Source organism: Aeromonas sp. s12 (assembly GCF_040907925.1).
Taxonomy (GTDB): Bacteria; Pseudomonadota; Gammaproteobacteria; order Enterobacterales; family Aeromonadaceae; genus Aeromonas; species Aeromonas veronii.
Genome location: NZ_JBFOCT010000022.1, coordinates 70,887 through 97,090, shown reverse-complemented (window position 1 = coordinate 97,090; position 26,204 = coordinate 70,887). Strand labels below are relative to the sequence as shown.

Below are 26,204 nucleotides of genomic sequence, written 5' to 3'. Positions count from 1 at the left end.
GGTTGTTTCCGCTATTTTGATCCGCTAACGTGGCAACCATCTTTTACAACTGACAGGTTTTAGGTACAGATGTTCTCGTTCCGATATTGCTAGCCTCCGGCCCTATCACCGGAGGCTCCTTCTGATAACGCCAATCGGCCCCTCTTGTTGACGTCACTGCTGACATCGCCTGTTTGCACTGACACCGCTACGTTCGGATGGATAACATGAATACCAAAACCCTGGGTTGTACCCTGTTGATTGCCGGCACCACCATAGGTGCCGGCATGCTGGCCCTGCCGCTGGCCTCCTCCTCCCTCGGCGGCCCCGCCACCCTGATGTTGATGGTCGGCCTCTGGGCCCTGATGGCCTTCACCGCCATGCTGCAAGTAGAGGCAAGCCTCAACACCGGCAAGTGGTACCTGCACCAGCTGGCGGATCATCTGCTCGGCCCCTGGGGCAAGCGCATCGCCTCCTTCTGTATCCTGATGCTGTTCTACTCGCTGGCCTCCGCCTACATCAGCGGCGGCAGCAGCCTGCTGGCACAGGCGCTGGCCGATGCGGGCATGACCCTGACCCAGGAGCAGGCGGCATGGGCCTTTACCCTGCTGTTTGGCGGCATGGTCTGTGTCGGCACCCGCTCGGTGGATTACCTCAACCGGCTGATGTTCACCGTCAAACTGGTGATCATGGTGGTGGTGCTGGCGTTGCTGCTACCCCGCACCGAAGGGCAGCATCTGCTCTCGATGCCGCTGGGTCAGGGCCTGTTGCTGGCGGGCCTGCCGGTCATCTTCACCTCGTTCGGCTTTCACGGCTCCATTCCGAGTGTGATGCTCTACCTCGGTGACTGCCCCAAGCAGTTGCGCCGTGTCTTTGTCTGGGGCTCAGCCCTGCCGCTGATCCTCTACGTGCTGTGGCAGGTAGCGATCCTGGGTCTGCTCGGCCAGCAAGCCCTGCTGCAAACCGGTGGCGCGCTGGACAGCCTGCTGGCCAACGTCGGCAAGCTGGTGAGCTGGCCTGCATTTAATCAGGCGATGCACCTGTTTGCCGATCTGGCGCTCGCCACCTCCTTCCTCGGGGTGGCGCTGGGGCTGTTCGACTTTATGGCCAAAGCAACCCGCCGCAAGGACAACTGGCAGGGCCGCAGCCAGACTGGCCTTATCACCTTCGTGCCGCCATTGCTGTTTGCCCTCTACTTCCCGCAGGGCTTTATCATGGCGCTCGGCTACGCTGCCATTGCGCTGGCGATCCTCGCGGTACTGCTGCCGGTGGCGCTGGTATGGCAGAGCCGCAAACAGGCGCCTGCCCATCACTACCGCGCCCCGGGTGGCGTGGTGGCGCTGGGAGTGGCCGCCGCCATGGGCGTGCTGATTGTTGGCGTACAGATCAGCGTCAGCCTTGGAATGCTGCCAGCGCTGTAATCCCCGATACTGAATGCCCCAAATAGCCAAGCCCCACCAATTAACTTGGCGGGGCTTTTTGTTGGAAAAGAAATCAAGTTGGATACAGGCATCCGCCATTAACTAAGAGAACGCCCCTTACCAAACAAACACCCAAACCTTCAGCTATATACCGACCTTTTTACTACCCAACCCTGAATAATCAGTTCAAAAACCGTTCATGCCCCTTCGCTACACTGCCCGCTCGTTTATCGCGTTCAGGAGTTTGAAAACAATGATGTTGCACCTCAAGAAGAGCACCCTTGCCCTCGTCCTGCTTGCCGCCAGCGGCGCACTTAGCGCCGCCGAAATCGCCAACAACAATATTACCGAGGCGGAGATCAAGGCCGCGCAGGATGGTTGGGGCGCGGCGCTCATCAAGATCAGCGATGACTATCGCGCCGGTGGGATTGAGCGCGCCAAGGCGACCGCCGAGTCGGTGCTCGATAGTGCTTATGGCTACCAGCAGGGGCCGGTGCTGTTCAAACCCACCCTGGCCGGTGGCGAGCAGACCTTTCGCACCAACCGCGAGGGGGCGCTGGCCTACTTTGTCGGCAACAACAGCGCCTACCCCACCGACAAAGGGTTCGCCCTGAAAAACTGGCAGAGCTATCGCTATGACAATGCCGCCGTCTATATCAACGGCGACATGGCGCTGACCATGGGCAAGGTGCATCTGGTAGATCGCGACAACAAAGAAACTACAGTCGACAAGACCTGGGGTTTCAAGAAGGGGGATGATGGCAAGGTGCGTATCGTGCTGCACCACTCCTCCCTCCCTTACGAGGGGTAATGACGGGGCGCAGCCCACCATCAACACGGTCAAAATACAGCCCTGCCACCTCGGCAGGGCTGTTTGTTTTGCGCCTGCGCTTGGCAGATGGCAAGTGAGTGGATGACGGTCGTGCTAAAGCAGTTTGCTGCTACCCTCAAGGCAAGCCATTGAGATGCCGAGCAATATCGCGTCTCAACACCAGCTACTCGATATCATCACACAAGGAGCCAGATACCATGACCATACTGCCTGTTTACGCGGCCCTGCTCGCCCTGCTGTTTGTGTTGCTGAGCATTCGAACCATTCGCACCCGCCATAGCCGCAAGGTGGCGCTGGGGCATGGGGATGACCCCGCCATGTTGCGCGCCATGCGGGTACACGCCAACTTTGCCGAGTATGTCCCCCTCGCCCTGCTGCTCATCTATTTCGTTGAAACCGGCAGCCATGCCCCCTGGCTGGTTCATTTGCTGGGGATTGCCTTGCTGCTTGGCCGCCTCTGCCATGCATTTGGCATGAGCCGCACGCCGGAGAACTTCCGTTATCGGGTGGCGGGAATGGGGCTGACCTTCACTGTGATCCTGGTGAGCGCGGCCCATATCCTGATCACGGCGCTGCTCCCCTGACCCGGCCGTCACGAATAGCTGGCGAAACGGTCTGGCAGCCATCCCTATCGGCTATTCTTCACTGCACAGATAGTCGCAACAGTGCTGCTTAAACAAGCCCGATTCAGGAGTGCGATATGAAGTGGATTGGCTGGTTACTGCTTGTCGGGCTGACTCCCGTTGCCCACGCAACCCCGCTAAAGCTGGCGGCTGCGGTCGAACACACTGCGATATTGCGCCCTTTTATTCATGACTGGTTTGGCCGAGCCGGCATCGACTTTCAGTTGATCCCCTGCACTTATGCCCGCTGCGAAAAGTTGATTGAGGCAGACCATGCCGTCGATGGCGATATGGCCAGGATCAAGGGCTTTGATCAGACCTATCCCCACTTGCTGCAGATCGGTGCCCCCATCTCGGAGGCGGCGATTTATGGTCAGCCAAGGGATAACCCGAGCTGGCCCCCTACCGAGGGTACCGTGATTGGCTGCCTGCGCGGCATCCAGTGGTGCGAACGCTTCCTCGGCAACTATCAGGTCATCTGGTTGAACGATGAGAAGCAAGGGCTTGCCCAACTGCATCGAGGCAAAGTGGACTGGCTCATCAAGATGCGCCCTGCCTCTCAACCTGCACTGGCGTCCCCCTGGCAGAAGATCACCAAAGAGCAGGTCTTTCTCTATCTCGATAAAAAGCACCGGGCGGAAATTGCAGCCCTGCTCAAGGTACAGCTGGCGTTTATCAATAACGGCCGCTGGCTGGCGATGCAAAAGCAGTACCTCTCCGCCATCTAGCGTTGCTCTCGCTGCACCACACAGAGCCGATTGTATGGCTGAAAAAACAAAAAGCCCTGCCAGATTGGCAGGGCTTTTTCAGTCAACCGCATAGCTGGGGAGTCAAACTCCCGAGCCGCTTACTGGTTGTGAGTAGAGCGACGTGGACGACGGGCCTGAGCCGGTTTGCCAGCGCCATCAGCCGGACGCTGACCACCTTGCGGCTTGGGCTTGCCACCGTTACCGGTACGTGCACCACCCGCATTGCCATTGGAGGCGGAACGACCGGCACCTTGACGCTGGCCTTGACCTTGCGGACGCGGCGCACGGCGCTGCTCGCTCGGATCGCGGGGCTCTTTGCGCAGCGGCGCACCGATACCACGGGCGATGTTGTCGAGGGTCTCGCGGGAGGCTTCAAAACCGGCCACCTGCTCGCAGGGGATGTTCTGCTTGGTCAGACGCTCGATCGCCTTGATAAGCTTGCCTTCATCGGCAGCCACCAGCGAGATGGCGTGACCGGCAGCACCGGCACGGCCGGTACGACCGATGCGGTGAACGTAATCTTCCGCCACGTTCGGCAGCTCGAAGTTGACTACCTGCGGCAACTTGTCGATGTCCAGACCACGGGCGGCGATGTCGGTCGCCACCAGCACCTTGACGCTACCATCCTTGAAGCCGGCCAGCGCACGAGTACGGGCACCCTGGCTCTTGTTGCCGTGGATGGCGGCGGCGCTGACGCCGTTCTTATCAAGGGTTTCGGCAACGCGGTTGGCCATGTGCTTGGTACGGGTGAACACCAGTACCTGCTGCCAGTTGTTGCTGGTGACCAGATGGCTCAGCAGCGCGATCTTGTTGGCCTTGTCGCACGGATGCACCAGCTGCTCGATACGCTCGGCAGTGCTGTTGCGCGGGGCGACTTCGATCACCGCCGGGTTATCCAGCAGACCGGTGGCCAGTTCGCGGATCTCGTCGGCGAAGGTGGCGGAGAAGAGCAGGTTCTGGCGCTTCTTCGGCATCAGGGCCAGGATGCGGCGGATGTCGCGGATAAAGCCCATGTCGAGCATGCGGTCCGCTTCGTCCAGTACCAGGATCTCCACTTCGTCGAACTTGACGGCGTTCTGGTTGTAAAGATCCATCAGGCGGCCGGGACAGGCCACCAGCACGTCCAGACCACGGCGAGTCGCCATCATCTGCGGATTGATGCTGACGCCGCCGAACACGACGTGGCTGCGCATCGGCAGGTGTTTGCCGTAGTTACGCACGCTCTCGCCCACTTGGGCGGCCAGCTCGCGAGTCGGGGTCAGCACCAGCGCACGAATGCGGTTCGGAGAAACCTTGCGCTTGCTCTCCATCAGACGTTGCAGCATCGGCAGGGTAAAGCCTGCGGTCTTGCCGGTCCCTGTTTGGGCCGCCGCCATCAGATCGCGGCCAGCCAGAACGGCAGGGATCGCTTGCTGCTGAATGGGAGACGGGGTGTCGTAGCCTTGTTCGGCAACGGCACGCAACAAGGGTTCGGCCAGACCGAGGGAAGTAAAACTCATAGTTACCTGCTAGAGATAGGGGCGCCGGGGATTTGTGGTGGGGCTCCTCTGCTGAGCCGATGCCATCTCACAAGATCTGGGCCTATTGAGAAAACAACGATTTCCCCGGGGAGCAGAGCAAAGGGGAAAGAATAGAGGCGCAGTCTAACGGAGTTGCCCGGGATAAACGAGAAAAATGTGATGTTCCTCCCAGCACGAACAGAAAATCCCCCTCCTGCCCCCCGAATAATCCCGTTGATTGATGTAACACGCACCACACTATTAACTGGCAACACAATATCAGCCCTCGCAGGCATGACTCGCGGGGCAAAAGCACGGGATAGAAGAACACAATAACGAGGTTTAGCTATGACCACGCCATATCGTCCCCGCGGCAGCTGGCAGGCAAGGATTGGCCTGCTGCTTCTGCTGCTAAGCCCTATGCTGCAGGCCAGTCAGACCCTGACCGTGGCCTGGAGTCACTGGCCCCCCTTCAGCCAAATCAACAACCGGGGTGAGCTGGATGGGCTGGATGTCAGCCTGACCCGCCAGATCCTCACCCAGGCGGGCTTTGCCCCCAAGTTTCGCGAGCTTCCCTGGGCGCGGGCACTGCATCTGGTAGAACACGATCAGCTGGATGTGGCGATGGCTGCCCTCCCTCTGCCGGAGCGCCAGAGCTATGCCCGCTTCTCGACCCCCTACCGCCAGAGTGCCTATGTGCTGCTGAGCAATGACCCGATTCCCGGCCATCAGGATCGCTGGGCGCAGCTCGATAATCTGCCCGCGTTGTGCAACGAGAAAGGGCTCAAGATAGGCAAGTTGCGCGGCACTCGCCCCATGCATCAGATGGATAGCTGCCCGGCGCTTAAAATGGCGACCGAATACAACGCCGATGAGCGGATGATCGATCTGCTGCTGGCTCGCCGCCTCGATGGCATCATCATGGAGTGGCAATATGCTCGCTACCGGCTGGCCCAGCTGGGGGCCGAAGAGTTTATCAGCTGCCAACTGTTGCTACACCACCAGCCGGTCAGCTTGATGTTTGCCAAAAACAGCGTGAGCGAAGAACAGATCCTCAAAGTCAACGAGGCCATTCATGCCTTGCCCAAACCCCACAACAAGTTCTCGCCCCCAAGGTGTCGCCTCAATGCCGATCCGGGCGCCGCGGATCTGTTGACCCGCACCCTCCGCAAGCATTGACGGGATAAGCCGCCACCTGAAATAGCAAAGGCGACCCGAAGGTCGCCTTTTTGGTATTGTCGAACTTGATCTCCTGACTGATGGTGATCAGTCGATAAGCAGCAAAAGCGATCAGCGCAGCTGCGGCGTCTGGGTCAACACCCCCTGATTCTGGGCACGATGGCGCAGCAGGTGATCCATCAATACCAGCGCCAGCATGGCTTCGGCGATGGGCACGGCGCGAATGCCGACACAAGGATCGTGACGACCCTTGGTGATCATCTCGATTGCCTCGCCTTCGGTATTGATGGTCTTGCCCGGCACAGTGATGCTGGAAGTCGGTTTGAGCGCCATGCTCACCACAATATCCTGACCCGACGAAATGCCGCCCAGAATGCCGCCCGCATGGTTGCTGGCAAAGCCCGCCGGGGTCATCTCGTCGCGATGCTCGGAACCTTTTTGCTCCACCACGGCGAAGCCGTCACCGATCTCCACCCCTTTCACCGCATTGATGCCCATCATGGCGTGGGCAATGTCGGCGTCGAGGCGATCAAATACCGGCTCACCGAGACCCACCGGCACATTGCGCGCAATGACCTGCACCTTGGCACCGATACTGTTGCCCTCTTTTTTCAGGTCACGCATGTATTGATCGAGCTCTTCCAACTTGCCCGCATCGGGGAAGAAGAAGGGATTCTGCTCAATCTGCGCCGCGTCAAACGCCTCGGCCTTGATGGGGCCGAGCTGGGAGAGAAAACCGGTGATCTCGATGCCGTGCACCTGTTTCAGGTACTTCTTGGCGATCGCCCCCGCCGCTACCCGCATCGCGGTCTCGCGTGCCGAGGAGCGACCACCGCCGCGATAGTCCCGCTGACCATACTTCTGGTGGTAGGTGTAGTCAGCATGGCCCGGGCGGAACAGATCCTTGATGTCGGAGTAATCCTTGGAGCGCTGATCGGTATTCTCGATGAGCAGCCCGATGGAGGTGCCGGTGGTCTTGCCCTCGAACACCCCGGAGAGGATCTTCACCTCGTCCGGCTCGCGGCGCGGCGTGGTGTAGCGGGAAGTGCCCGGCTTGCGCCGATCCAGATCCCCCTGCAGATCCGCTTCGCTTATCTCCAGCCCAGGCGGGCAGCCATCAACCACGGCGCCCAGCGCCAGGCCGTGACTCTCGCCAAAGGTGGTGACCCGAAAGAGTTGACCAAAACTGTTCCCTGCCATGCGCGCTCCTGCTTAGTTCTTGTAGATGGCGAAATGATCCTGATACTGCACCAGCTCGTCACGGGTCATCACAAAGACGCCGTGGCCGCCGTTTTCGAATTCAACCCAGGTAAAGGGGATCTCGGGGAACTGGGCTTCCAGATGGATCATGCTGTTGCCCACTTCGACCACCAGCACGCCGTTATCCTTGAGGAAATCTGCCGCATGGGCCAGCAAACGCTTGGTCAGCTTGAGACCATCGGAGCCGGACGCCAGCGCCAGCTCGGGCTCGTGACGGAACTCGTCCGGCAGATCCGACATATCTTCGGAGTCCACATAGGGCGGATTGGAGACGATGAGATCGTACTTGTCGCCCGCCGGCAGATCGCGGAACAGATCGGAGCGGATCGGAATGACCTGCTGCTCCAGCCCGTGATCGTTGATATTGCGCTCGGCCACGTTCAGCGCATCGATGCTGATGTCGATGGCATCCACTTCCGCTTCCGGGAACTCGTGGGCCATGATGATGGCGATACAGCCGGAGCCGGTGCACAGGTCCATGATCCGGGTCGGTTCATGTTTGAGGAAGGGCGCGAAACGGTTGGCCACCATCTCGGCAATGGGGGAACGGGGAATGAGCACCCGCTCGTCCACGTAGAACTCCCAACCGGCATACCAGGCCTTGTTGGTCAGATAGGCGGCCGGTACCCGCTCCTGTACGCGGCGGATAATCAGCTCGGCGATACGGTGACGCTCGCTGCTGGTGAGACGGGAGTGGCGCATGGCCGGGTCTACATCCGGTGGCAGATGTAACGCGGGCAGTACCAGCTGCACAGCTTCATCCCAGGCGTTGTCGGTTCCATGACCGTAAAAAATCCCGGCGTCGTTGAAACGACTCATGGCCCAACGCAACATGTCCTGGATGGTGTGCATCTCGGCAACCACCTCATCGATAAATATCTTGTCCAAATCCACCTCCAAGTCGAGTAATATCCGGCCCGAGCCCCGTTTACGTTGCGGGCAAGACGCATACCTAATACATGAGCATCTGATGAAAAAAACGCCCTCACCGACAGACGAGGAAACCCTGCTGTTCCGCGATGCGATAAAAGGTACCCGGAAAATCAAGCAAGATACCATAAGGGCCGAGTTACGCCCGGTCAAGCAGAAACGCGAATTGCGCGAAACCCGCGAAAAGCTTGGGGTTGACCACTATTTCAGCGATGAGTATCAGCCCCATCTCGACGATGATGGGCCGACCCGTTACGTGCGGGAAGATGTGTCAAAATTTGAGCTGAAAAAGCTCAAGCGGGGGATTTATCCGCCGGAGATCTACCTGGATCTGCACGGCATGAACCAGCAGCAGGCAAAACAGGAGCTGGCGGCCCTGCTCACCCTCTGCCAAAAAGAGAACATTCACGTCGCCTCGGTGATGCACGGCATCGGCAAACATATTCTCAAGCAGCGCATTCCCAGCTGGCTAGCCCAGCACCCCAATGTGCGCGCCTTCCATCAGGCCCCCCGCGAATGGGGCGGCGACAGCGCCATTCTGGTCTTGCTGGATATCGAAGAGTAGTTAGCCAAACGACCACACTATACTGAATATCAATATGTTATTCGCCGTGGAGGTCGCATGTTTACACAGGGTTCCCATGCCGACATAAAGTCATCTCTCGACGCCATCGGCGCTGCCGTGGCGGTGTTCAGCCTCGACAAGGATGATCACTTTGTGCTGGTCTCTGCCAACGATACCTTTGCCAAGGCGTTCGAGCTGGATGTCCTTGGCAGCATTGGCAAACAGTTGAGCGAGATGTTTCCCCGCTACATCACCAATACCATCGAGCCGCCAATGCACGAATGTGTGCGCATGCAGACCGGGCTCGAGAGCGAGCTGCCCATCGACAGCCTGTCGCGCACGAGTTGGTGGCGCTTTATTCTCTCCCCAATCATCCCCGAGCAGGCACGGATCAACCGGATCATCGTCACCGCCATCGACATCACCGCCAAGATGCAGCTGGAAGAGGCGCTCACCACCAGTCGCCGCCGCTTCGAGGCAGTGGTCAACTCCGCCTATGACGGCATCATCAGTGTCAGCAGCGAATCGCGCATCGAGCTTATCAATACCGCCGCTTGCGAGATGTTCGGCATCGACGAGAGCTATCTCGGCAAGCGGCTGGAAACCCTGCTTCCCCAGCGTTTTCGCGCCAATCACGAAACCTATTTCAAAGCCTTCAGCAGCTCCCCCATCAATTCGCGCCCAATGCATGCTCGCGCCTCGGTGATGGGTCTGCGCCGAGACGGCAGCGAATTTCCGCTGGAGGTGACCATCGCCAAGATCAATTTGGGCCCGACCACCGAGATGACCGCCATCTTGCGGGATATCTCGGAGCGAGCCCGACTGGTGGAGGAGTTGAAGGTCGCGGCTACCACGGATCCCCTCACCGGCATTGCCAACCGGCGCCGCTTCAACGAGCTGGTCAACGCCGAGATGCAGCGCTGCCAGCGTTTCGGCCATACCATGAGCCTGCTGCTGATCGATATCGACCACTTCAAGGAAGTAAACGATACCTTTGGCCATCAACAGGGAGATTTGGCGATCCTGAGTCTGGTGAAACGGATCAGCAAACAGCTGCGTGAGGTGGACATGCTGGGTCGCTGGGGTGGCGAAGAGTTTATCGTGCTGCTGCCGGAAACCTCCCTCGAGCTCGCCTGGGCCAGCGCCGAGCGGATCAGGCTAGCCATCGAATCCCAGCACCATGCACTGGACGGGGCTCTTGAGATCTCCCTCACCATCAGTATCGGTATCAGTGCCAGCAAGGGCAGCCATGACACTGTAGAGAAGATGGTTAGACGAGCCGACACCGCCCTCTATCTGGCCAAGAAACAGGGACGCAACTGCTGCCGCAAAGAGGAACCGGAGCCGACCTGATGGCGCGCGCCCCTGCCCTCTGGTGACACTGCTAACCTGTGCCTGCAGAGATAACCAACCGCAGCGAACACAATAAAGCAGCGCGACTCTCTTCAGTAGCACTGCTTTTTTCGTTCTGCCTTTGGTGCACTTTTCAATCACCACCATCAAGAGGACGGCTAAAGCGCAGTGGGCCGCCATCAGCCTGAGATAGCCTCACCGACAGCATGCCGCCGTTGGGCAATTGCCATTCGAAGAAGTCATCAAAACCGGCAATCGTTACGGCGCGGATCACCTTGGCGACCACACCGTGCGCCACCAGCAATATCCGCTCCCCTTGCATGGTCGAAGCAAGTTCCGTGAGTCCCAGTGAGACCCGGGCAATCACCTCATCAATGGTTTCACCACCGGGAGGAGCTTCAGCCCAGCGCCGGGTGATATTGCGCGCCCACAGTTCGGGATAGCGATCCCTTGCTTCTGCCTGCGTCAGCCCTTCAAACAGGCCGACATCCCTCTCACGAAAGGCTGACACAAGCTCCACAGGCAATCCCAACTGGCGAGACAAGATGGCAGCACTCTCCCTTGTTCGCAGCAGAGGGGACGCCAGCAGCCGATCGAACGGGGCCTGAGTGGCCGCTACCTCGTCAGCCAATCGGGCAATGTGCCTCTGGCCACTCTCATTAAGCCCGATATCCAGTGCACCCTGATACCGTCCTTCCGCATTGGCTTGCGTCTCGCCATGGCGGATCACCACCAGTTCCATGGTGCACTCCTCTTTCCTGCTATCTGCTTAGTGATTAAACCGCATACGACTTCCCATTCGGATAACGAGACGACAATCCCCATTCATCTGCGCACCTTAACAACTATTTTAAATCGAGCAAGATTACCTCGCTCGCAGTATAAAACATCCGCCGAACTACATACTCTCATCCGTAAACAAATAGATACATACGACTTTTACATCCAATATGTTCATTTTTCTCTCTGTGAAATAAATGTCGCCAAGGTGATACCATGCATTGATAGATGGGAAGAATAGACACACTCATCATAAATACGAGAAGGATGGCATCATGGGTGTGCTCTGCGAACCCATCGTTTAGCAAAACATCACTCAACGCTTTTTAATATTGCTGCGTAGCAAGGTTAAAACATTAAATCCAGCCATCAATAAAATTTAATATGGATCGTTTACGTCACTTTAAATGGAAAAGAAAAGCTGGCTGACAAATACAGTTCCCCCTCCAGATTGACGGTTCTTTTTTTAATCGCTGCACATATTGCCCCCTGCGCAAAAAATATATTAAAAGGGGGCTGAGCCCCCTCTCCTTATCAATGGATGGACTGTCTCTTTATTGGGTCGTCACCAACGCCCAGGGGCCACCTTTGGCGGGATCATCCCCTTGCGTCCACCATTTTGCCTGATAGACGGCGCCCTTGTAGCTCACCTTGCTGCCAGCGGTATAGACCTTGCTGGCATCCCAGGCAGGCTGACCATCAACCGGCGGGTCAACCGGATCGACCGGGGCGGGATCGAGCTTGGCGACGATCCGCACTTTCGGCCAGTTGGCGTGGGAGCCGTAGAAGTTGGTCACGCACTTCTCGTAATCACCCGGCACCAGCGCAGAATAAGCGGTCTGAAAGCCCACCAGCTCGCACTCGAAGGAGTAACCGCCCGGGCGATCCGGATAGTACTTCCAGTTGCCATCCCAGTTGGTGTAGAGCACGTCGGTAGCACCGTTGAGATTGAGGCTGCCATAGGGAGTCTGCTGCCAGCAGGTGTTCTTCTCATCCGCCTTGATCGGGATCTGGTAGTGGTTGGCCAGCCCTTCCCAGTAGCGGATGCGATTGACAGGCTGCCCCTTGTCCTTGTTCTGTTCACCACACTCGATACCGCCGTTGATGACGTTGATGGTGGTACCGAAGCCATAGCCGATACCGGCGTCAGCTTCCCGTTTGGAGGGTACCCAGGTACGATCAATCACGTGTAGCATGGCCGGTTTCGGGGCCTGCGGGGTGAGGAAAAACCAGATGGCAGAAGCGAGGTTAAGCCAGGAGTCCGCCACCAGACCCGGGTTGTTGAGCAGCACGGAGGCATCGCCATCAAACATCGCCTCGGAGAAGGCGCCGTAGTTAAAGTGGTAAGAAAGCTGCTTGGCGCCGCGGCCGAAGTACCCCTGACCCGTGCTGCATGGCCACTTCTTGTTCTGCCAGTCGTTCTGGCCGCAGCCTGTGGTGTAGCCGGTCTGTCCCTCTGACCAGCCCATCTCCCGCACATGCACCAGCGCCTGCTGCCACTCCTCCAACCCCAGCGGGTTATCGGAGACGTTCTCCTTGGCAATATGGCCACCGGTCTCCTGAGAGAAGTGCGCAAAGGCCGTCACAATGGATTTTTTACAGATCGCATCAGAATCACGCCCGTCAGTATACTCACCACAGAACGCAGGGAATTTACCGATGGCTCGCAAGAAGCGGACATAAGTATATTCCGGCGCTGCCATCTGGGTTAAATATTCCCATTCAGATTGGGGAAATACTCGTTCAACCCGTTTTACGTTGTCAGGATTGCTTGCCAGACCCGGTTCAATGGCATCGACTATTTTATTGGATCGGGTCGCCAATGCCTTGGCCCATATTGCATACATGGGATTAGCCGTCTTGGCTTTTTCCATGGCGGCCAGATCCGGGGCCGCAATCACATATCCTCCCGCATTTTGCGGGTCGGGTTGAATATTCATGGCTGCACTCATTGCGGCATAGCTTGGCAATGCGCAGGCGGCAGCGATCAGCCAGGCACAACGCTTGGGTTTGAACATGTTTATCGTCCTTGTTTGAATTAATGCGTTCCAAGAGTAGGTGTTTCAACAACTAAATTCACGATGAGAATTAAGAAATAAGCAGAATTTGTGAGCCATTTCACCTTGTGATGTTCAGTGCAGCTGAAACAAAGAAAAGGAACCCAAACGAAAACACCAGAGCGTGATCTGTCGCCCATTTTTAGAACAGTTGAGACGGCCAGGTGACCAGCCATACGGTCATTGTTCGTGATGAAAAAAAATGGCTGGCAGGCTCAACCTGTCAGCCATCATCAATGTTCAAGAAAAATGCTCAAAATAGCCGGATGTCAGGCACGCACGGCACGGATCAGGATATTGCGCGGGGTCATGGGTTTGGCACAGAACTCCCCCACTTCGACCCGATAGCCCTGCTCTTGCAAAAAGAGCGCGCGATCCAGCGCCAGCCAGATCTCGAGGGGACGGCGAAACAGGTGGCGCACCAGTTCCATGCGGGCGACATCACCAAAGCGGCGCTCCCCGTGTTCCAACCAGGCGGGGTAGTCCAGCCCGGCGGGCAGCACAATCCCTTTGCGTTCAGCAGCCCAAACGCAGAATGCCTCAAACGTGCCGGTCAACAGGCTCTTTTGCATATTGGGCACCGGCAGATACTCATCCACACCGCGCACCTGACGCTGCAGGCAGTCAAACCCGAGCCGCCACACCACTTCCTGCTCACGCAGGCGGGCGATCCGCGCACCGCCAGTCACCGTCTCCTGTAGCGGCAACTTGAGATCCGCCTTGCTCAACACCAGCTCGCTGGCATTGGCCGCGGCCGACAGCGGGCGATAGTGGCTGCTGCGGATCAGGTGGTAACAACAGGGAGAGATGGTCACTCCGCGGGCACCGCGCTCGGCCACCCGCTCCAGCAGATGTGTGTGCAGCTCGCCGCAGGCATGGAGTGCCATGGCATGATGTTCGGGGGCGATCAGCACCGCCGACTCGGGGGCAAAGGCATCGGCGCAGGTAAAGGTCATATTGGCGCCATCCCGCTCGGCCAGCAGCCGACCTTCGTCACAAAGCTGCCCTTGCAACTCCAGACTGAGGATCGGAGCCTGTCGATGAAGTGACACCAGCCGCCCAAGATGCCCCTTGCCGGCACACCACTCCAGATAGGGGCCCTGATGGGCCGGCAGACAGGCGGTGAACGACTCGATCTGGGCCTGCTTGCGCCCCGGCATATGCAGCGCCATCTCCTTGCTGCAAGTGATGGGCTCAGGGGTAAACGGGGCAAGCTGGCTGAGTTGCTGCAGCTCGGCGCCCTCGGCAATCCAGGGGGCAAGAAGACTGCTGAGTGCATCCATATCCGCATCGAGCTCTGCCAACTGGCCGAGCGTCAGCCCATTGAGCAACGCCGCCAGTTCGGGCGCCTCATCGGCAAAGGCCATGGTCAGATGATGATATGGCTGATATTGCCACCAGCGTCGGTAGCAGGTGAGCAGTCGATCCAGTTGTTGAAAACGTTGAGCCAGCACGAATGCCCCTGCCTTGCAGTCAAAAAGGAGGCTCATTCTAGCGATCCCGCTTCAAATTGCACTCTCAATACCAAACGATCAGCGCCGCGCAACAGCACCGCCGACCCTGCGACCCAGGGCAGACCTGACAAAGTGCGGGGTTTTATGCTATATTCCGCCCCCTCTTTCACGCGCCCCGCCCAACGCGGGACGCTTTACACTATCTATGGGACCAACAACATGACCATCAACGCCATTCTGCAAGCGCGCGCGGGCGCCAAGTGTGAACTGTGCAGCGCCGAGCAGGCGCTGACCGCCTTCGTGGTGCCTCACTCCCCCGCCAACGACGATGATCACAGCGTTGCTATCTGTGACACCTGCCGTGGTCAGCTGGAACAACCGGATACTCTGGTGGTCAACCACTGGCGTTGCCTGAGCGACAGCATGTGGAGCCAGGTGCCTGCGGTGCAGGTGATGGCATGGCGTCAGCTGAAAGCACTCTCCGGCAAGGGTGAAGTGTGGGCTCAGGATCTGCTGGACATGATGTACATGGAAGACGAAGCCAAGGCCTGGGCTGAAGCTGGTATTGCTGACGAAGATGACGACAGCGTACCGACCGTTGACTCCAACGGCGCCGTGCTGCAAGAGGGCGACTCAGTCACCCTGATCAAGGATCTGGACGTGAAAGGCGCCGGTTTCACCGCCAAGCGCGGCACCCTGGTCAAGGGCATCCGTCTGACCAACAACCCGCTTCATATCGAAGGCAAAGTCAACGGCGTGCAGATCGTACTGGTTGCCGCCTACCTGAAAAAGGCCTAAGCCAAGGGCGATTGCTCGGCTGTCTACTGCCAGAGCACAAGTACGACGAAAAAGGATGGCGTCACGCCATCCTTTTTTATACCCGCTTGCCGCAAACGGCCAACCTGAGCCCATAACAAGCCAGCCAAAGCAAAAAGGCACATCCGGATGGACGCGCCTTGTTTACATAGCCGATGCCGTTAACCGGCAGCGGAAACGGTCACTCAGGAGGAGAGTTTGCCATCCAGCTCTGCAATCTTGGCAGACCAGTAGGCCGGGCCGGTTTCGTGGATATTGTTGCCTTCGGAGTCGACCGCAACAGTCACCGGCATATCTTCCACTTCAAACTCGTAGATCGCTTCCATACCGAGATCGGCAAAGGCCACCACGCGCGCCTTCTTGATAGCCTTGGCAACCAGATAGGCGGCGCCGCCCACCGCCATCAGATAGACGGCCTTGTGCTGCTTAATGCTCTCGACGGTTTTCGGGCCGCGTTCGGATTTGCCGATCATGCCGATCAGGCCGGTTTCACCCAGCATCATGTCGGTGAACTTGTCCATCCGGGTGGAGGTGGTGGGGCCAGCCGGGCCAACCACTTCGTCGCGCACCGCATCAACCGGGCCAACGTAATAGATGAAGCGGTTGGTGAAATCGACCCCTTCAGGCAGCCCTTCGCCATTTTTCAGCATGTCGGCGATACGCTTGTGGGCGGCGTCGCGACCGGTGAGGATCTTGCCGGAGAGCAGCACGGTATCACCGCTCTTCCAGCTGGCCAGTTCGGCCTTGGTGATGCCATCGACGTTGACGCGGCGCACGTTGCCACCCGCTTCACGGGTGATCTCCGGCCAGTCGCTCAGTTTCGGCGGGGTCAGCTCGGCGGGCCCTGAGCCATCCAGCTCGAAGTGAACGTGACGGGTGGCGGCGCAGTTGGGGATCATCACCACCGGCTTGGAGGCGGCATGAGTCGGCGCAGATTTCACCTTCACATCCAGCACGGTAGTGAGGCCGCCCAGACCCTGGGCACCGATCCCCAGCTTGTTGACCTTGTCGTAGAGCTCGACCCGCAGCTTCTCTTCGGTGGTTTGCGGGCCACGGGCGATCAGCTCCTGAATGTCGATGTGCTCCATCAGGGCCTCTTTGGCCAGCACCGCCGCTTTCTCGGCGGTACCGCCGATGCCGATGCCCAGCATGCCGGGGGGGCACCAGCCTGCGCCCATGGTCGGCACGGTTTTCAGCACCCACTCGACGATATCGTCAGAAGGGTTGAGCATCACCATCTTGGATTTGTTCTCGGAGCCGCCGCCTTTGGCCGCGATGCTCACTTCCACCTTGTTGCCGGGGATCATGTCGATATGGACCACGGCAGGGGCGTTGTCTTTGGTGTTTTTGCGACTGCCGGCCGGATCGGCCAGCACCGAGGCGCGCAGCGGGTTGTCAGGATTGGTGTAGGCACGACGGGTTCCTTCGTCCACCATCTCCTGCACTGTCATGTCGCTGTCCCACTGGACCTGCATGCCAATTTTGACGAAACAGGTCACGATGCCGGTGTCCTGGCAGAGCGGACGATGACCTTCGGCGGACATGCGGGAGTTGATCAAGATCTGGGCCAGCGCATCTTTGGCGGCCGGGTTGGCCTCACGGTCATACGCCGCTTTGGCAGCCTGAACAAAATCCAACGGGTGGTAATAGGAGATGTACTGGAGGGCATCTGCGATAGAATCGATGAAATCCTGTTTTTTTATAATGCTCATATCATCCTCACTGGTCCTTGTCTCTGCCACAGAGCAGGGCAAGGGCTTCCATATGATGGGCCGTGCTGACGTGCTGGCTAAAAACTATCAACCAGCAAAAAACGAACGACACGGCAGTTTTTTCTTAAGTCACCGACACCTATGATACGCTTGCCCACCAGCACCGACTAGGGTTCGGGAACCAAACTGTTGCCTGTGTAACATAAAATGACGCCAACACTTCATATCCATCATCTAGACCATAGTGCTGAACTCCATCAGCTTTTTGCCCGCCTGCAACATCAGCCGTGGGCCATGTTGCTGGAGTCGGCGGGGCCACTCGGTGCCGATAACGGCTTTGATATCATCACTGCCGATCCGCTGGCGACCCTCGAAACCCGTGGCGAGGTGACCACTCTGCGTGTCGGAGCGAATATCAGCCAACACCACGAAGATCCCCTCGCCCTGCTGGCCCATACCCAGCAACAGCTGCTGGGGGAGCTGGATCTGTGTGCCACTCACCTACCCTTTATTGGCGGCGCCCTCGGCCTGTTTGGCTATGATCTCGGCCGCCGCTTCGAACGACTGCCGGTGCAGGCCGCCGTCGATATCGCGGTGCCGGACATGGCGGTAGGCATCTACGACTGGGCGCTGCTGCGCAATGTGGCGACCGGCGACTGGCAGCTGGTGCACTGGGGGGATGAAGCAGGCCTTGCCAACCGGCTGGCCTGGTTTGAACAGCAGCAGGCCAAACCGGCCCCTGCTTTTGCCTTGTTGGGGGCGTGGCAGAGCAATATGAGCCGTGCCGAGTATGGCGAGAAGTTTGCCCGCATTCAGGAATATCTCGCCGCGGGGGATTGCTACCAGATCAACCTGACCCAGCGTTTCAGCGCCCCCTATCAGGGGGATGAGTGGCAGGCCTATTGCCTGCTGGCAACCGCCAACAAGGCCCCCTTCTCAGCCTTTATCCGCCTGCCGGAGAGCGCGCTGCTGAGCCTCTCCCCCGAGCGGTTCCTGCTGCTCGATGGCCGTCATATCGAAACCAAACCCATCAAGGGCACTCGCTCTCGCCACCCCGATCCGGCCACCGATCGGCAAGTCGCGCGGGAGCTGGCGCAGGCGGACAAGGACAGATCAGAGAATCTGATGATCGTTGATCTGCTGCGCAACGATATAGGTCGGGTCAGCCGGCCTGGCTCGGTCAGCGTGCCTCATCTGTTTGCGGTGGAGTCGTTTCCGGCGGTACATCATCTGGTCTCCACCATCCATGGTGAGCTGGATGCACGCTGGCAAGGGGTCGATCTGCTGCGCGCCTGTTTCCCTGGTGGCTCCATCACCGGCGCCCCCAAGATCCGCGCCATGGAGATCATCGAAGAGCTTGAGCCCCAGCGCCGCAATGCCTATTGCGGCAGCATCGGCTACCTCAGCCAGCATGGTCGGATGGACACCAGCATCTGCATTCGCACTTTGATCGCCGAAGCGGGTCGCCTGCACTGCTGGGCCGGTGGCGGCATCATCGCCGACTCCGACGCCGACAGCGAATATCAGGAGACCTATGACAAGGTTGCCCGCATCCTGCCGCCGCTGTCGGCGCTGTAATCCTCCCCACTGTCAGGCCAACGCACAGGAGAGCTCCCCGCCATGGATCGCCACGAACTGCTGACCCGCTTCCAGTTGCAGCGACCCGCCCCGGCCCATCGCCTCGCCATTGGCGGGCTCAGTCCGGCGGCGGTGTTGATCCCGGTGGTGATGCGCGACGAGGGGCTCAGCGTGTTATTGACCCGGCGCAGCCCACGGCTGCGTCATCATGGGGGGCAGATCAGCTTTCCCGGCGGGCGACAGGATCCCGGTGACGAAAACCTCATTGCCACGGCGCTGCGGGAGACCGAAGAGGAGCTCGGCATTCCGGCACGGCTGATTGAAGTGATCGGCACCCTCAACCCGCTCAATACGGTGTCACGATTCGAGGTACTGCCGGTACTGGGGCTGCTCGATGGCAACTATCCCCTCATCCTGAGTCCGGATGAGGTGGATCACGCCTTCGAAGTGCCGCTGACCCATCTGCTGGATCGGCGCAACCACATCCCCCTGACCCTTTCCAGAGGGGGGAAAGCACACACCATCTACTGGATCCCCTGGCAACAGCACTTTATCTGGGGGGCTACCGCCAGCATGATCAACCAGCTAGCCCAGCATCTCGCAAAATAACAATTTACCTACATTTGGCTGAGCGAGATTTAATCATTAACACTAAAATAACGTGCCAATTGATAAACAATAATTGAATTTTTCTTGTTTTGATCACATTCCCATAAGAAAGTGCGGTTTTTCGTGCCGTAAAGATGAATTTGATCAACATTTTTGATTAGAAAAACCGTATCCTTGCGCCGACTTAATAAGAACCACACATTCGGGGTGAGATAGATGTCAAACACAGTCACTGGCACGCAGGGAGTTGCGGCGTCAACAGAGCAAGGGATCCGCTCTACTCAAACCACTCGTTGGGAAAAACGCGACTCTACCTGGGTCATCAGTCTGTTCGGGACCGCGGTTGGCGCGGGGATCCTGTTCCTGCCGATCAACGCGGGTATGGGCGGTTTCTGGCCGCTGGTCGTCATGGCGCTGCTGGTAGGTCCCATGACCTATCTGGCACACCGTGGTCTGGCCCGCTTCGTGCTCTCCTCCAAAAAGCCAAATGCAGACATCACCGAAGTGGTGGAAGAGCACTTTGGCGTGGGGGCCGGTAAATTAATTACCCTGCTCTACTTCTTCGCCATCTACCCCATCGTGCTGATCTACGGCGTGGGTATCACCAACACCGTGGAAAGCTTCATGGTCAACCAGCTGCAGATGAGTGCCCCGCCGCGCTGGATCCTCTCCATCGTGCTGATCATGGGCATGATGTCGGTGATGCTGGCCGGTGAAAAGCTGATGCTGAAAGTGACCGAGCTGCTGGTTTATCCGCTGATCGCCATTCTGGCCGGTATCTCTTTGTACCTCATTCCGGACTGGACCGGTGCTGCGCTGGAGCAAGTGCCCTCTGCCAAGGATTTCGCCACTACCCTGTGGCTGACCATCCCGGTACTGGTCTTCTCATTCAACCACAGCCCGGCCATCTCCAGCTTCTCCCTGGCTCAGCGCCGCGACCACGGTGATCAGGCTGTCGAGAAAGCCGATGCCATCCTCAAGCGTACCGCCATGGTGCTGCTGGGCTTCGTGATGTTCTTCGTCTTCTCCTGCGTTATGAGCCTGACACCGGCTCAGCTGGCAGAAGCCAAGGCTCAGAACATCGCCGTGCTCTCCTATCTGGCTAACCAGCATGCCAGCCCCATCATCTCCTACTTCGGTCCGTTGGTTGCGTTTGTCGCCATCGTCTCCTCCTTCTTCGGCCACTATCTGGGTGCCCGTGAAGGCCTGAAGGGGATGATCGTTCAGAACATGCGCAAGTCTGGCAAAGAGCCGAACGCCAAGAAAGTCGAGATGTTCATCATCGCCTTCTTCATCCTGACCCTGTGGGGCACTGCCATTGCCAACCCCTCCATCCTGGGCATGATTGAATCCTTGGGCGGCCCGATCATCGCCACCATCCTGTTCATCATGCCGATGTACGCCATCAAGCGCGTACCGGCCATGGCGAAATATCAGGGCCATATCAGCAACGTATTTGTCGCTGTGATGGGGATGATCGCCATCTCCGCCATCCTCTATCAGCTGGTCGGTTAATCCCCTACCTGCCGCTGATAGCAAAAAGCCAGCCGAACACTCGGCTGGCTTTTTTTATTGCGTTGTCCCGTCCTGAATAGTCTTGCCACTCATCACGCAGTTATTGCAGCCACAGCACCTGAACTCACACAACAACCAAGGAAACAACCCTTATCCGGCAACCACATCATGATGTTTCAGGGCTTCGCACCGAACCTCGACCAACAAAAATGCCAGTCGGGTAAGCGACTGGCATCTCTTGATAAACACGCACTATCTCTGGCTGATTAGAGTGGTTGCGCTTCCAACAGGAACGGCGTGATACCGGTGATTTCCGGAATACCGAGCACCAGGGTGTCTTTCTGACCATTGCTACCCGGTTTCATGGTCAGATATGCAGTGACACTGGCGTTGCGATCGGCAAATTCGCGCATCCTTTTTTCCCAGAGCCCCTCATAAATTTTTCCCTCTTTGATATCAGCAGGCCCTGTCAAGGTATTGAAACTGCATGACCGATTGTTCCAACCAGTCAACGTCAGCTTGTTCAAACCTTGAGTGTTGGCCTCTGTCTCACCGCTTACAGAACACCCTTCTTTAAACAGGATGGTCAGCTTGATCCCCAAGCCATTGTTGCTGCGCTCGGTTTTGAAATCTTGAAACAGTGCACTCTCCCCAAGGTTGTACCAGGAGTCCGCGTTGATAGGCGCAGTGACCATCGGCTGCAATGCCACTTGGCCGCCCCAATTCTGAATAGTGAGTGCAGAATCGATTTTGGCTTTGACGGGTCGATAATCGAGTACCCAGAGTGACTGGCTGCTTCCCGCCGTATCTGGCACAGACGCCACCTTGACCAACCCATCGACATTGGTATTGGACTTTTGCTCAGCCGAGTCGAAGGTACTGGGTTGGCTTTTGTTCACCAGCAACGACAACGTCAGTGGGTAACCCTCACCTTTATTCAGAGAAGAGAAGCCTTGAGGGAAGGTATAAGTGCTGACTGTGGCACTTCTTTTCTCAGCAATGTTCATCGCCCAACCCGTGCCCTCTGTGGACGCCGGATAGACAAGACCGACCGCACGATAACTGTCGTTGACCGGACGGTTGATTAACTGCCCCTGAGCGTCCATCAGGACGGGGAGATAGACGCCAGCCACCGGCAGCGCCCTCGGTTGCGGCTCCGGTGGCGTGGTACCACCACCACCACTATCTCCGCCACCACCACCGCAACCAACCAAACCTAATGCACCAATAATTGCCCACGAAAGCGTAGTTTTTTTCATTATTTAATCTCGTTTTTTAGCCTGAACCTTATTATTCCGCAGCTATTTTAACGGGGCAGCACCCGCACTGTCTGTCGGCTATTTGTAACCAAACATTTCATCAAAATGAATGTTTTCTTGCGCACTCCTCTCCTCAACACATTTAGGCCCGCTGATATAAAAAGCCCCTCACAGAGAGGGGCTGAATCGAAAAATCGAGCTACCGGCTCACGCCTCGCTGCTGGGCAGCGCGGAAGGTTCCAGCAGGGTTTCATCTTCGGCCATGCAAGCTGCGGCGGTGAACAGCACGTCGGTGGAGCTGTTCAGCGCTGTCTCGGCAGAATCCTGCAACACACCGATGATAAAGCCGACAGCAACCACCTGCATTGCGATGTCGTTGCTGATGCCAAACAGGCTGCAGGCCAGCGGGATCAGCAGCAAGGAACCACCGGCGACACCGGATGCGCCACAGGCACTGATGGTGGCGACCACGGAGAGCAGCACAGCCGTTGCCATGTCCACTTCCATCCCCAGGGTATGTACCGCCGCCATGGCGAGCACAGTAATGGTGATGGCCGCACCCGCCATGTTGATGGTGGCACCCAGCGGGATGGAGACAGCGTAGGTATCTTTGGGCAGACGCAGTTTTTCACACAGCGCCATGTTGACCGGGATGTTGGCGGCAGAGCTGCGAGTAAAGAAGGCGGTCACGCCGCTCTCTTTGAGGCAGGTCAGCACCAGCGGATAGGGGTTGCGCTTGATCTTCCAGAAGACGATCAACGGGTTGACCACGAAGGCGATAAACAGCATGCAGCCGATCAGCACCACCAGCAGTTGGGCATAGCCAAACAGGGCGTCAAAGCCGGTTTCAGCCAGGGTGGAGGCAACCAGACCCAGGATCCCGAGCGGAGCACAGCGGATCACCGCTTTCACGATGGCGGAGACACCGTGAGACAGGTCAGTGATAAGCGCCTTGGTGCTCTCGTTGGCATGGCGCATGGCGATACCCAGACCGATAGCCCACGCCAGGATCCCGATATAGTTGGCATCCATCAGCGCCTTGACCGGGTTTGTCACCACGTTGAACAACAGGGTCTGCAGCACCTCGGTGATCCCGCCCGGCGGGGTGATCTCGGCAGTATTGGCCACCAGATGGAGGTTGGAGGGAAACAGGAAGCTGGCAATCACCGCGACCACGGCCGCAGAGAAGGTACCAAACAGGTAGAGCGCCAGCAGCGGGCGAATATTGGTCTTCTGACCCTGCTTGTGACCAATGATGGCCGCCATCACCAGTACGAATACCAGCAGCGGGGCTACCGCTTTCAGTGCACCAACGAACAGATTGCCAAGCAGACCTGCCGTTTTCGCCCACTCGGGCGCAAACAGTGCCAGCAAGATACCGAATACCAGACCAACCAGGATCTGGCTGACCAGGCTGGTGCTATTGACCAGCCGAAGGAGGGGGTGTTGTTGTGTCATCAAAAAAGTCCCTAAGCACCGTAGTGCATGAATCATGAGTCCTGTCTGCAACCACTCATCGGGAGACCCCTGTCGCCCGGATGTGGTGTCTGTGGCCAGCCTTCTGTCGGGCCGATCCGCCAGTCACCGGATTGCATGACGGAATATCCCATTCACCATCTTTTTTTTCCAGAGACTCACCAAAAAATATCCCGTTTCCATCACAAAAAACCGCAACAAAACCTTAACCACAGCGCAACCACCCATTTTTGTACGTTTTATCGACACTCTCTGCCCTTACCCTCACGACCATTCCTGTGTCACCCGTGACCGGCATCGCTGTGCTATCATCCCCCATTTGCCGCGGAGCCTTGCCATGATCCCATCCCTGCTCAACCAATATTTTGGTTTCTCCGCACTCAGGCCAGGTCAGGAAGCGGTGATCAGCCGGGTACTGGCTGGTCAGAGTGCCGCCGCCATCTTTCCCACCGGCTCCGGCAAGTCGCTCTGTTATCAACTGCCTGCCCTCGCCCTACCTCACCTGACCCTGGTTATCTCGCCGCTGCTGGCGCTGATGCACGATCAACTCGCCTTCCTCAAAAGCAAGGGAATAAGCGCCGCCACCCTCGACTCTAGCCAGAGCCCGGAGGAGAGCCGACGAGTGATGCAGCAGGCGCTGGATGGCCAGCTCAAGATCCTGATGATTTCGGTAGAGCGACTCAAGAACGAGCGTTTTCGCCGCTTTATCCAGCAAGTGCCGATCTCGCTGCTGGTGGTTGACGAAGCCCACTGTATTTCTGAGTGGGGCCACAACTTTCGCCCCGACTACCTCAAGCTGCCGAGCTATCGCCATGACCTGAAGATCCCGCAGGTGCTGCTGCTCACCGCCACCGCCACACCGGCGGTTATTCAGGATATGCAGACCAAATTCGGCATAGCGCCGGAGGGGGTCGTGGTCACAGGTTTCTACCGCCCCAATCTTGATCTGGCGGTCATTCCCCTGGCGCCCGACGCGCGGGATAGCTGGCTCGCACAGGAGCTGGCCAACGCTCCGGCGGCCCCCACCATCGTCTACGTCACCTTGCAACACACCGCAGAAGCCTGTGCCGAGCAACTCATTAGAGAAGGGATCAACGCCCGCGCCTATCATGCCGGGCTCGACTCGGCGCTGCGCAGCCAGATCCAGCACGACTTCATGGCGGGCAAGGTGGATTGCATCGTCGCCACCATCGCCTTTGGCATGGGGATCGACAAAGCGGATATCCGGCGGGTCATTCACTACGATCTGCCCAAATCTATCGAGAACTACAGCCAGGAGATTGGCCGCGCCGGACGGGATGGCCAACCATCGCGCTGTATCGTGCTGGCCAACCAGAGCCAGCTGCCGGTGTTGGAGAACTTCGTCTACGGCGATACGCCGGATTTGAGTGCCATCCTCCAGCTGCTTGCCATCATCAAGCAGAGCGGGAACGAGTGGGAATTCACCCTGCTGCGCCTATCCAACGACACCAATATCCGCCAGTTGCCCCTTAAAACCCTGCTGGTCTATCTGGAGATGGCGGGCATCATCACCCCGGCCTACAGCTACTATGCAGATTACCGCTTCAAGTTTGTGCTGGATAAAGGCGAGATAGTGAGCCGCTTCAATCCGGAACGCCGCCAGTTTCTGGAGCAGCTGTTCGCCTGTGCCCCGCAAGCCCGCAGCTGGTGCACCATGGACTTTGACGCCCTCTGGCAGGGCTATCAGGGAGAGCGACAGCGGGCGGTTGCGGCGCTCGACTACCTGCAGCAGCAAGGCTGGATCGAGCTTGAAAGCAAACAGATGACCGAGGTCTACCGGATCACCCGTCAGGGGTGGGACTGCGAGCAGGAGGCTAACGCGCTCCATGCGCTCTTCTTGCAAAAAGAACAGAGTGAGCTGGCCAGACTGCAAGCCATGCTCGACTTTTTCACCTCAAGTGAGTGCCTGAGCCACCGCCTCGCCCGCTATTTTGCCGATGAGGTGGCGCCGGTTCATTGTGGCCACTGTTCGGTTTGTCGCGGCGAGGTGGCACATCTTCCTCCCCTGCCCCAACTGGCCATGCCAAACGAGGCGGGGATCCGCGCCTGGTGCGAGCCGCTGATTGCCAAGACAGGTTCCGTGGATGCTCGTGTTCTGGCCCGTTTCCTTTGCGGTATCGCCACTCCGCTGACCAGCCGGATCAAAGCCAAATCGCTGGCGGGCGCAGGCCAGTTGGCCGCGCACCCGTTTGCCCGCGTCCTGGCGGCAGTGCAACAAGCCTACCCTTGCTAGATGAGTGCTGGTGGCTTTAATAGCCACCAGCAGAAACAAGCGTTTAAAGACGCAGAAAAAGAAGACCCTCGCGGTTGCGAGGGTCAAGCCAACGGAAACGTGCTTAAACAGAGCTTGGTGAGGCAACAGTCAACTCTCTTGCTAAAGCGTCTTGCTGCTCACACATCGCCAATCTAGGGCACTCGAAATGTAGCGTCAATGTAAAAATTAGAGCCAAAACTCCAAACAAAGTGATTTACGTTAACGTACACGTAATGACGTTTTCATTCATAACCCCGCCAACCCGCAGCCCCATTGCCTTTCG

The 26,204-nt window shown here is 58.1% G+C and carries 21 protein-coding genes; 12 read left to right on the top strand and 9 right to left on the bottom strand.

The window, feature by feature from the left end; all coding sequences use genetic code 11:
* Positions 1-206 precede the first annotated feature (206 nt).
* From AB5Y67_RS10175 to AB5Y67_RS10160, 4 genes are all read left to right on the top strand, one after another.
* On the top strand, positions 207-1,400 hold the full coding sequence (locus AB5Y67_RS10175) for an aromatic amino acid transport family protein (RefSeq protein ID WP_325793777.1): 1,194 nt from the start codon (positions 207-209) through the stop codon (positions 1,398-1,400).
* A 253-nt stretch (positions 1,401-1,653) separates the two neighbouring features.
* A complete protein-coding gene (locus AB5Y67_RS10170; protein WP_058057663.1) occupies positions 1,654-2,211 on the top strand; it encodes a hypothetical protein in 558 nt (185 codons plus the stop codon).
* A 218-nt stretch (positions 2,212-2,429) separates the two neighbouring features.
* The gene (locus tag AB5Y67_RS10165; RefSeq protein WP_150389130.1) at positions 2,430-2,816 is read left to right on the top strand and encodes an MAPEG family protein; all 387 of its coding nucleotides are present in this window, start codon (positions 2,430-2,432) and stop codon (positions 2,814-2,816) included.
* A 116-nt stretch (positions 2,817-2,932) separates the two neighbouring features.
* Positions 2,933-3,583: a hypothetical protein gene (locus tag AB5Y67_RS10160; protein WP_150389131.1), complete on the top strand. Its 651-nt coding sequence runs from the start codon at positions 2,933-2,935 to the stop codon at positions 3,581-3,583.
* A 119-nt stretch (positions 3,584-3,702) separates the two neighbouring features.
* Here AB5Y67_RS10160 and AB5Y67_RS10155 read toward each other — a convergent pair whose 3' ends face one another.
* The gene (locus AB5Y67_RS10155; protein ID WP_005333194.1) at positions 3,703-5,103 is read right to left on the bottom strand and encodes a DEAD/DEAH box helicase; all 1,401 of its coding nucleotides are present in this window, start codon (positions 5,101-5,103) and stop codon (positions 3,703-3,705) included.
* Between the two features lie 348 nt (positions 5,104-5,451).
* Between AB5Y67_RS10155 and AB5Y67_RS10150 the strand changes: the two genes are divergently transcribed.
* Complete coding sequence (locus AB5Y67_RS10150; RefSeq protein ID WP_199415852.1) at positions 5,452-6,282, top strand: ABC transporter substrate-binding protein; 831 nt, start codon at positions 5,452-5,454, stop codon at positions 6,280-6,282.
* 111 nt (positions 6,283-6,393) lie between these two features.
* Here the strand turns inward: AB5Y67_RS10150 and aroC are convergent, their stop codons facing one another.
* Together aroC and prmB are read right to left on the bottom strand one after the other, a co-directional pair.
* Positions 6,394-7,482 carry a chorismate synthase gene (gene aroC / locus AB5Y67_RS10145; RefSeq protein ID WP_139494710.1) on the bottom strand — a complete coding sequence of 363 codons (1,089 nt, stop codon included), beginning with the start codon at positions 7,480-7,482 and terminating at the stop codon, positions 6,394-6,396.
* 12 nt (positions 7,483-7,494) lie between these two features.
* On the bottom strand, positions 7,495-8,430 hold the full coding sequence (gene prmB, locus AB5Y67_RS10140) for a 50S ribosomal protein L3 N(5)-glutamine methyltransferase (protein ID WP_005360393.1): 936 nt from the start codon (positions 8,428-8,430) through the stop codon (positions 7,495-7,497).
* 82 nt (positions 8,431-8,512) lie between these two features.
* Here prmB and smrB point away from each other — a divergent pair, with 82 nt between their 5' ends.
* Together smrB and AB5Y67_RS10130 are read left to right on the top strand one after the other, a co-directional pair.
* On the top strand, positions 8,513-9,037 hold the full coding sequence (smrB, locus tag AB5Y67_RS10135) for an endonuclease SmrB (RefSeq protein ID WP_005333198.1): 525 nt from the start codon (positions 8,513-8,515) through the stop codon (positions 9,035-9,037).
* A gap of 57 nt (positions 9,038-9,094) precedes the next feature.
* A complete protein-coding gene (locus AB5Y67_RS10130) occupies positions 9,095-10,390 on the top strand; it encodes a sensor domain-containing diguanylate cyclase (RefSeq protein WP_199415851.1) in 1,296 nt (431 codons plus the stop codon).
* 133 nt (positions 10,391-10,523) lie between these two features.
* Here the strand turns inward: AB5Y67_RS10130 and AB5Y67_RS10125 are convergent, their stop codons facing one another.
* The 3 genes from AB5Y67_RS10125 to AB5Y67_RS10115 all read right to left on the bottom strand — a co-directional run bounded on the left by AB5Y67_RS10125 (position 10,524) and on the right by AB5Y67_RS10115 (position 14,717).
* Entirely contained in the window at positions 10,524-11,132 is a 609-nt protein-coding gene (locus AB5Y67_RS10125; protein ID WP_199428558.1) for a histidine phosphatase family protein, read from the bottom strand.
* A gap of 592 nt (positions 11,133-11,724) precedes the next feature.
* The gene (locus AB5Y67_RS10120; protein ID WP_139411750.1) at positions 11,725-13,188 is read right to left on the bottom strand and encodes a chitinase; all 1,464 of its coding nucleotides are present in this window, start codon (positions 13,186-13,188) and stop codon (positions 11,725-11,727) included.
* Positions 13,189-13,496: 308 nt separating this feature from the next.
* Positions 13,497-14,717, bottom strand: a complete 1,221-nt coding sequence (locus AB5Y67_RS10115) for a methyltransferase (RefSeq protein ID WP_199428212.1) — start codon at positions 14,715-14,717, stop codon at positions 13,497-13,499.
* 183 nt (positions 14,718-14,900) lie between these two features.
* On the opposite strand from AB5Y67_RS10115, the gene AB5Y67_RS10110 reads away from it, so the two are divergent.
* Positions 14,901-15,479 (top strand): PhnA domain-containing protein, encoded by a 579-nt coding sequence (locus AB5Y67_RS10110; RefSeq protein ID WP_162506318.1) that lies wholly within the window; start codon positions 14,901-14,903, stop codon positions 15,477-15,479.
* A 203-nt stretch (positions 15,480-15,682) separates the two neighbouring features.
* Here AB5Y67_RS10110 and AB5Y67_RS10105 read toward each other — a convergent pair whose 3' ends face one another.
* Entirely contained in the window at positions 15,683-17,209 is a 1,527-nt protein-coding gene (locus AB5Y67_RS10105; protein WP_005351759.1) for a fumarate hydratase, read from the bottom strand.
* Positions 17,210-17,503: 294 nt separating this feature from the next.
* Between AB5Y67_RS10105 and pabB the strand changes: the two genes are divergently transcribed.
* The 3 genes from pabB (at position 17,504) to AB5Y67_RS10090 (ending at position 20,911) form a co-directional block, all read left to right on the top strand.
* On the top strand, positions 17,504-18,787 hold the full coding sequence (gene pabB / locus AB5Y67_RS10100) for an aminodeoxychorismate synthase component I (RefSeq protein WP_234915186.1): 1,284 nt from the start codon (positions 17,504-17,506) through the stop codon (positions 18,785-18,787).
* Between the two features lie 42 nt (positions 18,788-18,829).
* Positions 18,830-19,396 (top strand): CoA pyrophosphatase, encoded by a 567-nt coding sequence (locus tag AB5Y67_RS10095; protein WP_005351753.1) that lies wholly within the window; start codon positions 18,830-18,832, stop codon positions 19,394-19,396.
* Between the two features lie 216 nt (positions 19,397-19,612).
* A complete protein-coding gene (locus tag AB5Y67_RS10090) occupies positions 19,613-20,911 on the top strand; it encodes a serine/threonine transporter (protein ID WP_005351750.1) in 1,299 nt (432 codons plus the stop codon).
* 266 nt (positions 20,912-21,177) lie between these two features.
* On the opposite strand, the gene AB5Y67_RS10085 is transcribed toward AB5Y67_RS10090, so the two are convergent.
* Both AB5Y67_RS10085 and sstT read right to left on the bottom strand, forming a co-directional pair.
* Positions 21,178-22,170 carry a hypothetical protein gene (locus AB5Y67_RS10085; RefSeq protein WP_021230165.1) on the bottom strand — a complete coding sequence of 331 codons (993 nt, stop codon included), beginning with the start codon at positions 22,168-22,170 and terminating at the stop codon, positions 21,178-21,180.
* A 207-nt stretch (positions 22,171-22,377) separates the two neighbouring features.
* Complete coding sequence (gene sstT / locus AB5Y67_RS10080) at positions 22,378-23,628, bottom strand: serine/threonine transporter SstT (RefSeq protein ID WP_199428215.1); 1,251 nt, start codon at positions 23,626-23,628, stop codon at positions 22,378-22,380.
* Positions 23,629-23,983: 355 nt separating this feature from the next.
* Here sstT and AB5Y67_RS10075 point away from each other — a divergent pair, with 355 nt between their 5' ends.
* Positions 23,984-25,900 (top strand): ATP-dependent DNA helicase RecQ, encoded by a 1,917-nt coding sequence (locus tag AB5Y67_RS10075; RefSeq protein WP_199428216.1) that lies wholly within the window; start codon positions 23,984-23,986, stop codon positions 25,898-25,900.
* Positions 25,901-26,204 lie beyond the last annotated feature (304 nt).

What these genes read in the sequence shown, in the direction of transcription:
- AB5Y67_RS10175 (WP_325793777.1), top strand. Translation starts at nt 207, where the DNA reads ATGAATACCAAAACCCTGGGTTGTACCCTGTTGATTGCCGGCACCACC.
- AB5Y67_RS10170 (WP_058057663.1), top strand. Translation starts at nt 1,654, where the DNA reads ATGATGTTGCACCTCAAGAAGAGCACCCTTGCCCTCGTCCTGCTTGCC.
- AB5Y67_RS10165 (WP_150389130.1), top strand. Translation starts at nt 2,430, where the DNA reads ATGACCATACTGCCTGTTTACGCGGCCCTGCTCGCCCTGCTGTTTGTG.
- AB5Y67_RS10160 (WP_150389131.1), top strand. Translation starts at nt 2,933, where the DNA reads ATGAAGTGGATTGGCTGGTTACTGCTTGTCGGGCTGACTCCCGTTGCC.
- AB5Y67_RS10155 (WP_005333194.1), bottom strand. Translation starts at nt 5,103, where the DNA reads ATGAGTTTTACTTCCCTCGGTCTGGCCGAACCCTTGTTGCGTGCCGTT.
- AB5Y67_RS10150 (WP_199415852.1), top strand. Translation starts at nt 5,452, where the DNA reads ATGACCACGCCATATCGTCCCCGCGGCAGCTGGCAGGCAAGGATTGGC.
- aroC (WP_139494710.1), bottom strand. Translation starts at nt 7,482, where the DNA reads ATGGCAGGGAACAGTTTTGGTCAACTCTTTCGGGTCACCACCTTTGGC.
- smrB (WP_005333198.1), top strand. Translation starts at nt 8,513, where the DNA reads ATGAAAAAAACGCCCTCACCGACAGACGAGGAAACCCTGCTGTTCCGC.
- AB5Y67_RS10130 (WP_199415851.1), top strand. Translation starts at nt 9,095, where the DNA reads ATGTTTACACAGGGTTCCCATGCCGACATAAAGTCATCTCTCGACGCC.
- AB5Y67_RS10125 (WP_199428558.1), bottom strand. Translation starts at nt 11,132, where the DNA reads ATGGAACTGGTGGTGATCCGCCATGGCGAGACGCAAGCCAATGCGGAA.
- AB5Y67_RS10120 (WP_139411750.1), bottom strand. Translation starts at nt 13,188, where the DNA reads ATGTTCAAACCCAAGCGTTGTGCCTGGCTGATCGCTGCCGCCTGCGCA.
- AB5Y67_RS10115 (WP_199428212.1), bottom strand. Translation starts at nt 14,717, where the DNA reads ATGAGCCTCCTTTTTGACTGCAAGGCAGGGGCATTCGTGCTGGCTCAA.
- AB5Y67_RS10110 (WP_162506318.1), top strand. Translation starts at nt 14,901, where the DNA reads ATGACCATCAACGCCATTCTGCAAGCGCGCGCGGGCGCCAAGTGTGAA.
- AB5Y67_RS10105 (WP_005351759.1), bottom strand. Translation starts at nt 17,209, where the DNA reads ATGAGCATTATAAAAAAACAGGATTTCATCGATTCTATCGCAGATGCC.
- pabB (WP_234915186.1), top strand. Translation starts at nt 17,504, where the DNA reads ATGTTGCTGGAGTCGGCGGGGCCACTCGGTGCCGATAACGGCTTTGAT.
- AB5Y67_RS10095 (WP_005351753.1), top strand. Translation starts at nt 18,830, where the DNA reads ATGGATCGCCACGAACTGCTGACCCGCTTCCAGTTGCAGCGACCCGCC.
- AB5Y67_RS10090 (WP_005351750.1), top strand. Translation starts at nt 19,613, where the DNA reads ATGTCAAACACAGTCACTGGCACGCAGGGAGTTGCGGCGTCAACAGAG.
- AB5Y67_RS10085 (WP_021230165.1), bottom strand. Translation starts at nt 22,170, where the DNA reads ATGAAAAAAACTACGCTTTCGTGGGCAATTATTGGTGCATTAGGTTTG.
- sstT (WP_199428215.1), bottom strand. Translation starts at nt 23,628, where the DNA reads ATGACACAACAACACCCCCTCCTTCGGCTGGTCAATAGCACCAGCCTG.
- AB5Y67_RS10075 (WP_199428216.1), top strand. Translation starts at nt 23,984, where the DNA reads ATGATCCCATCCCTGCTCAACCAATATTTTGGTTTCTCCGCACTCAGG.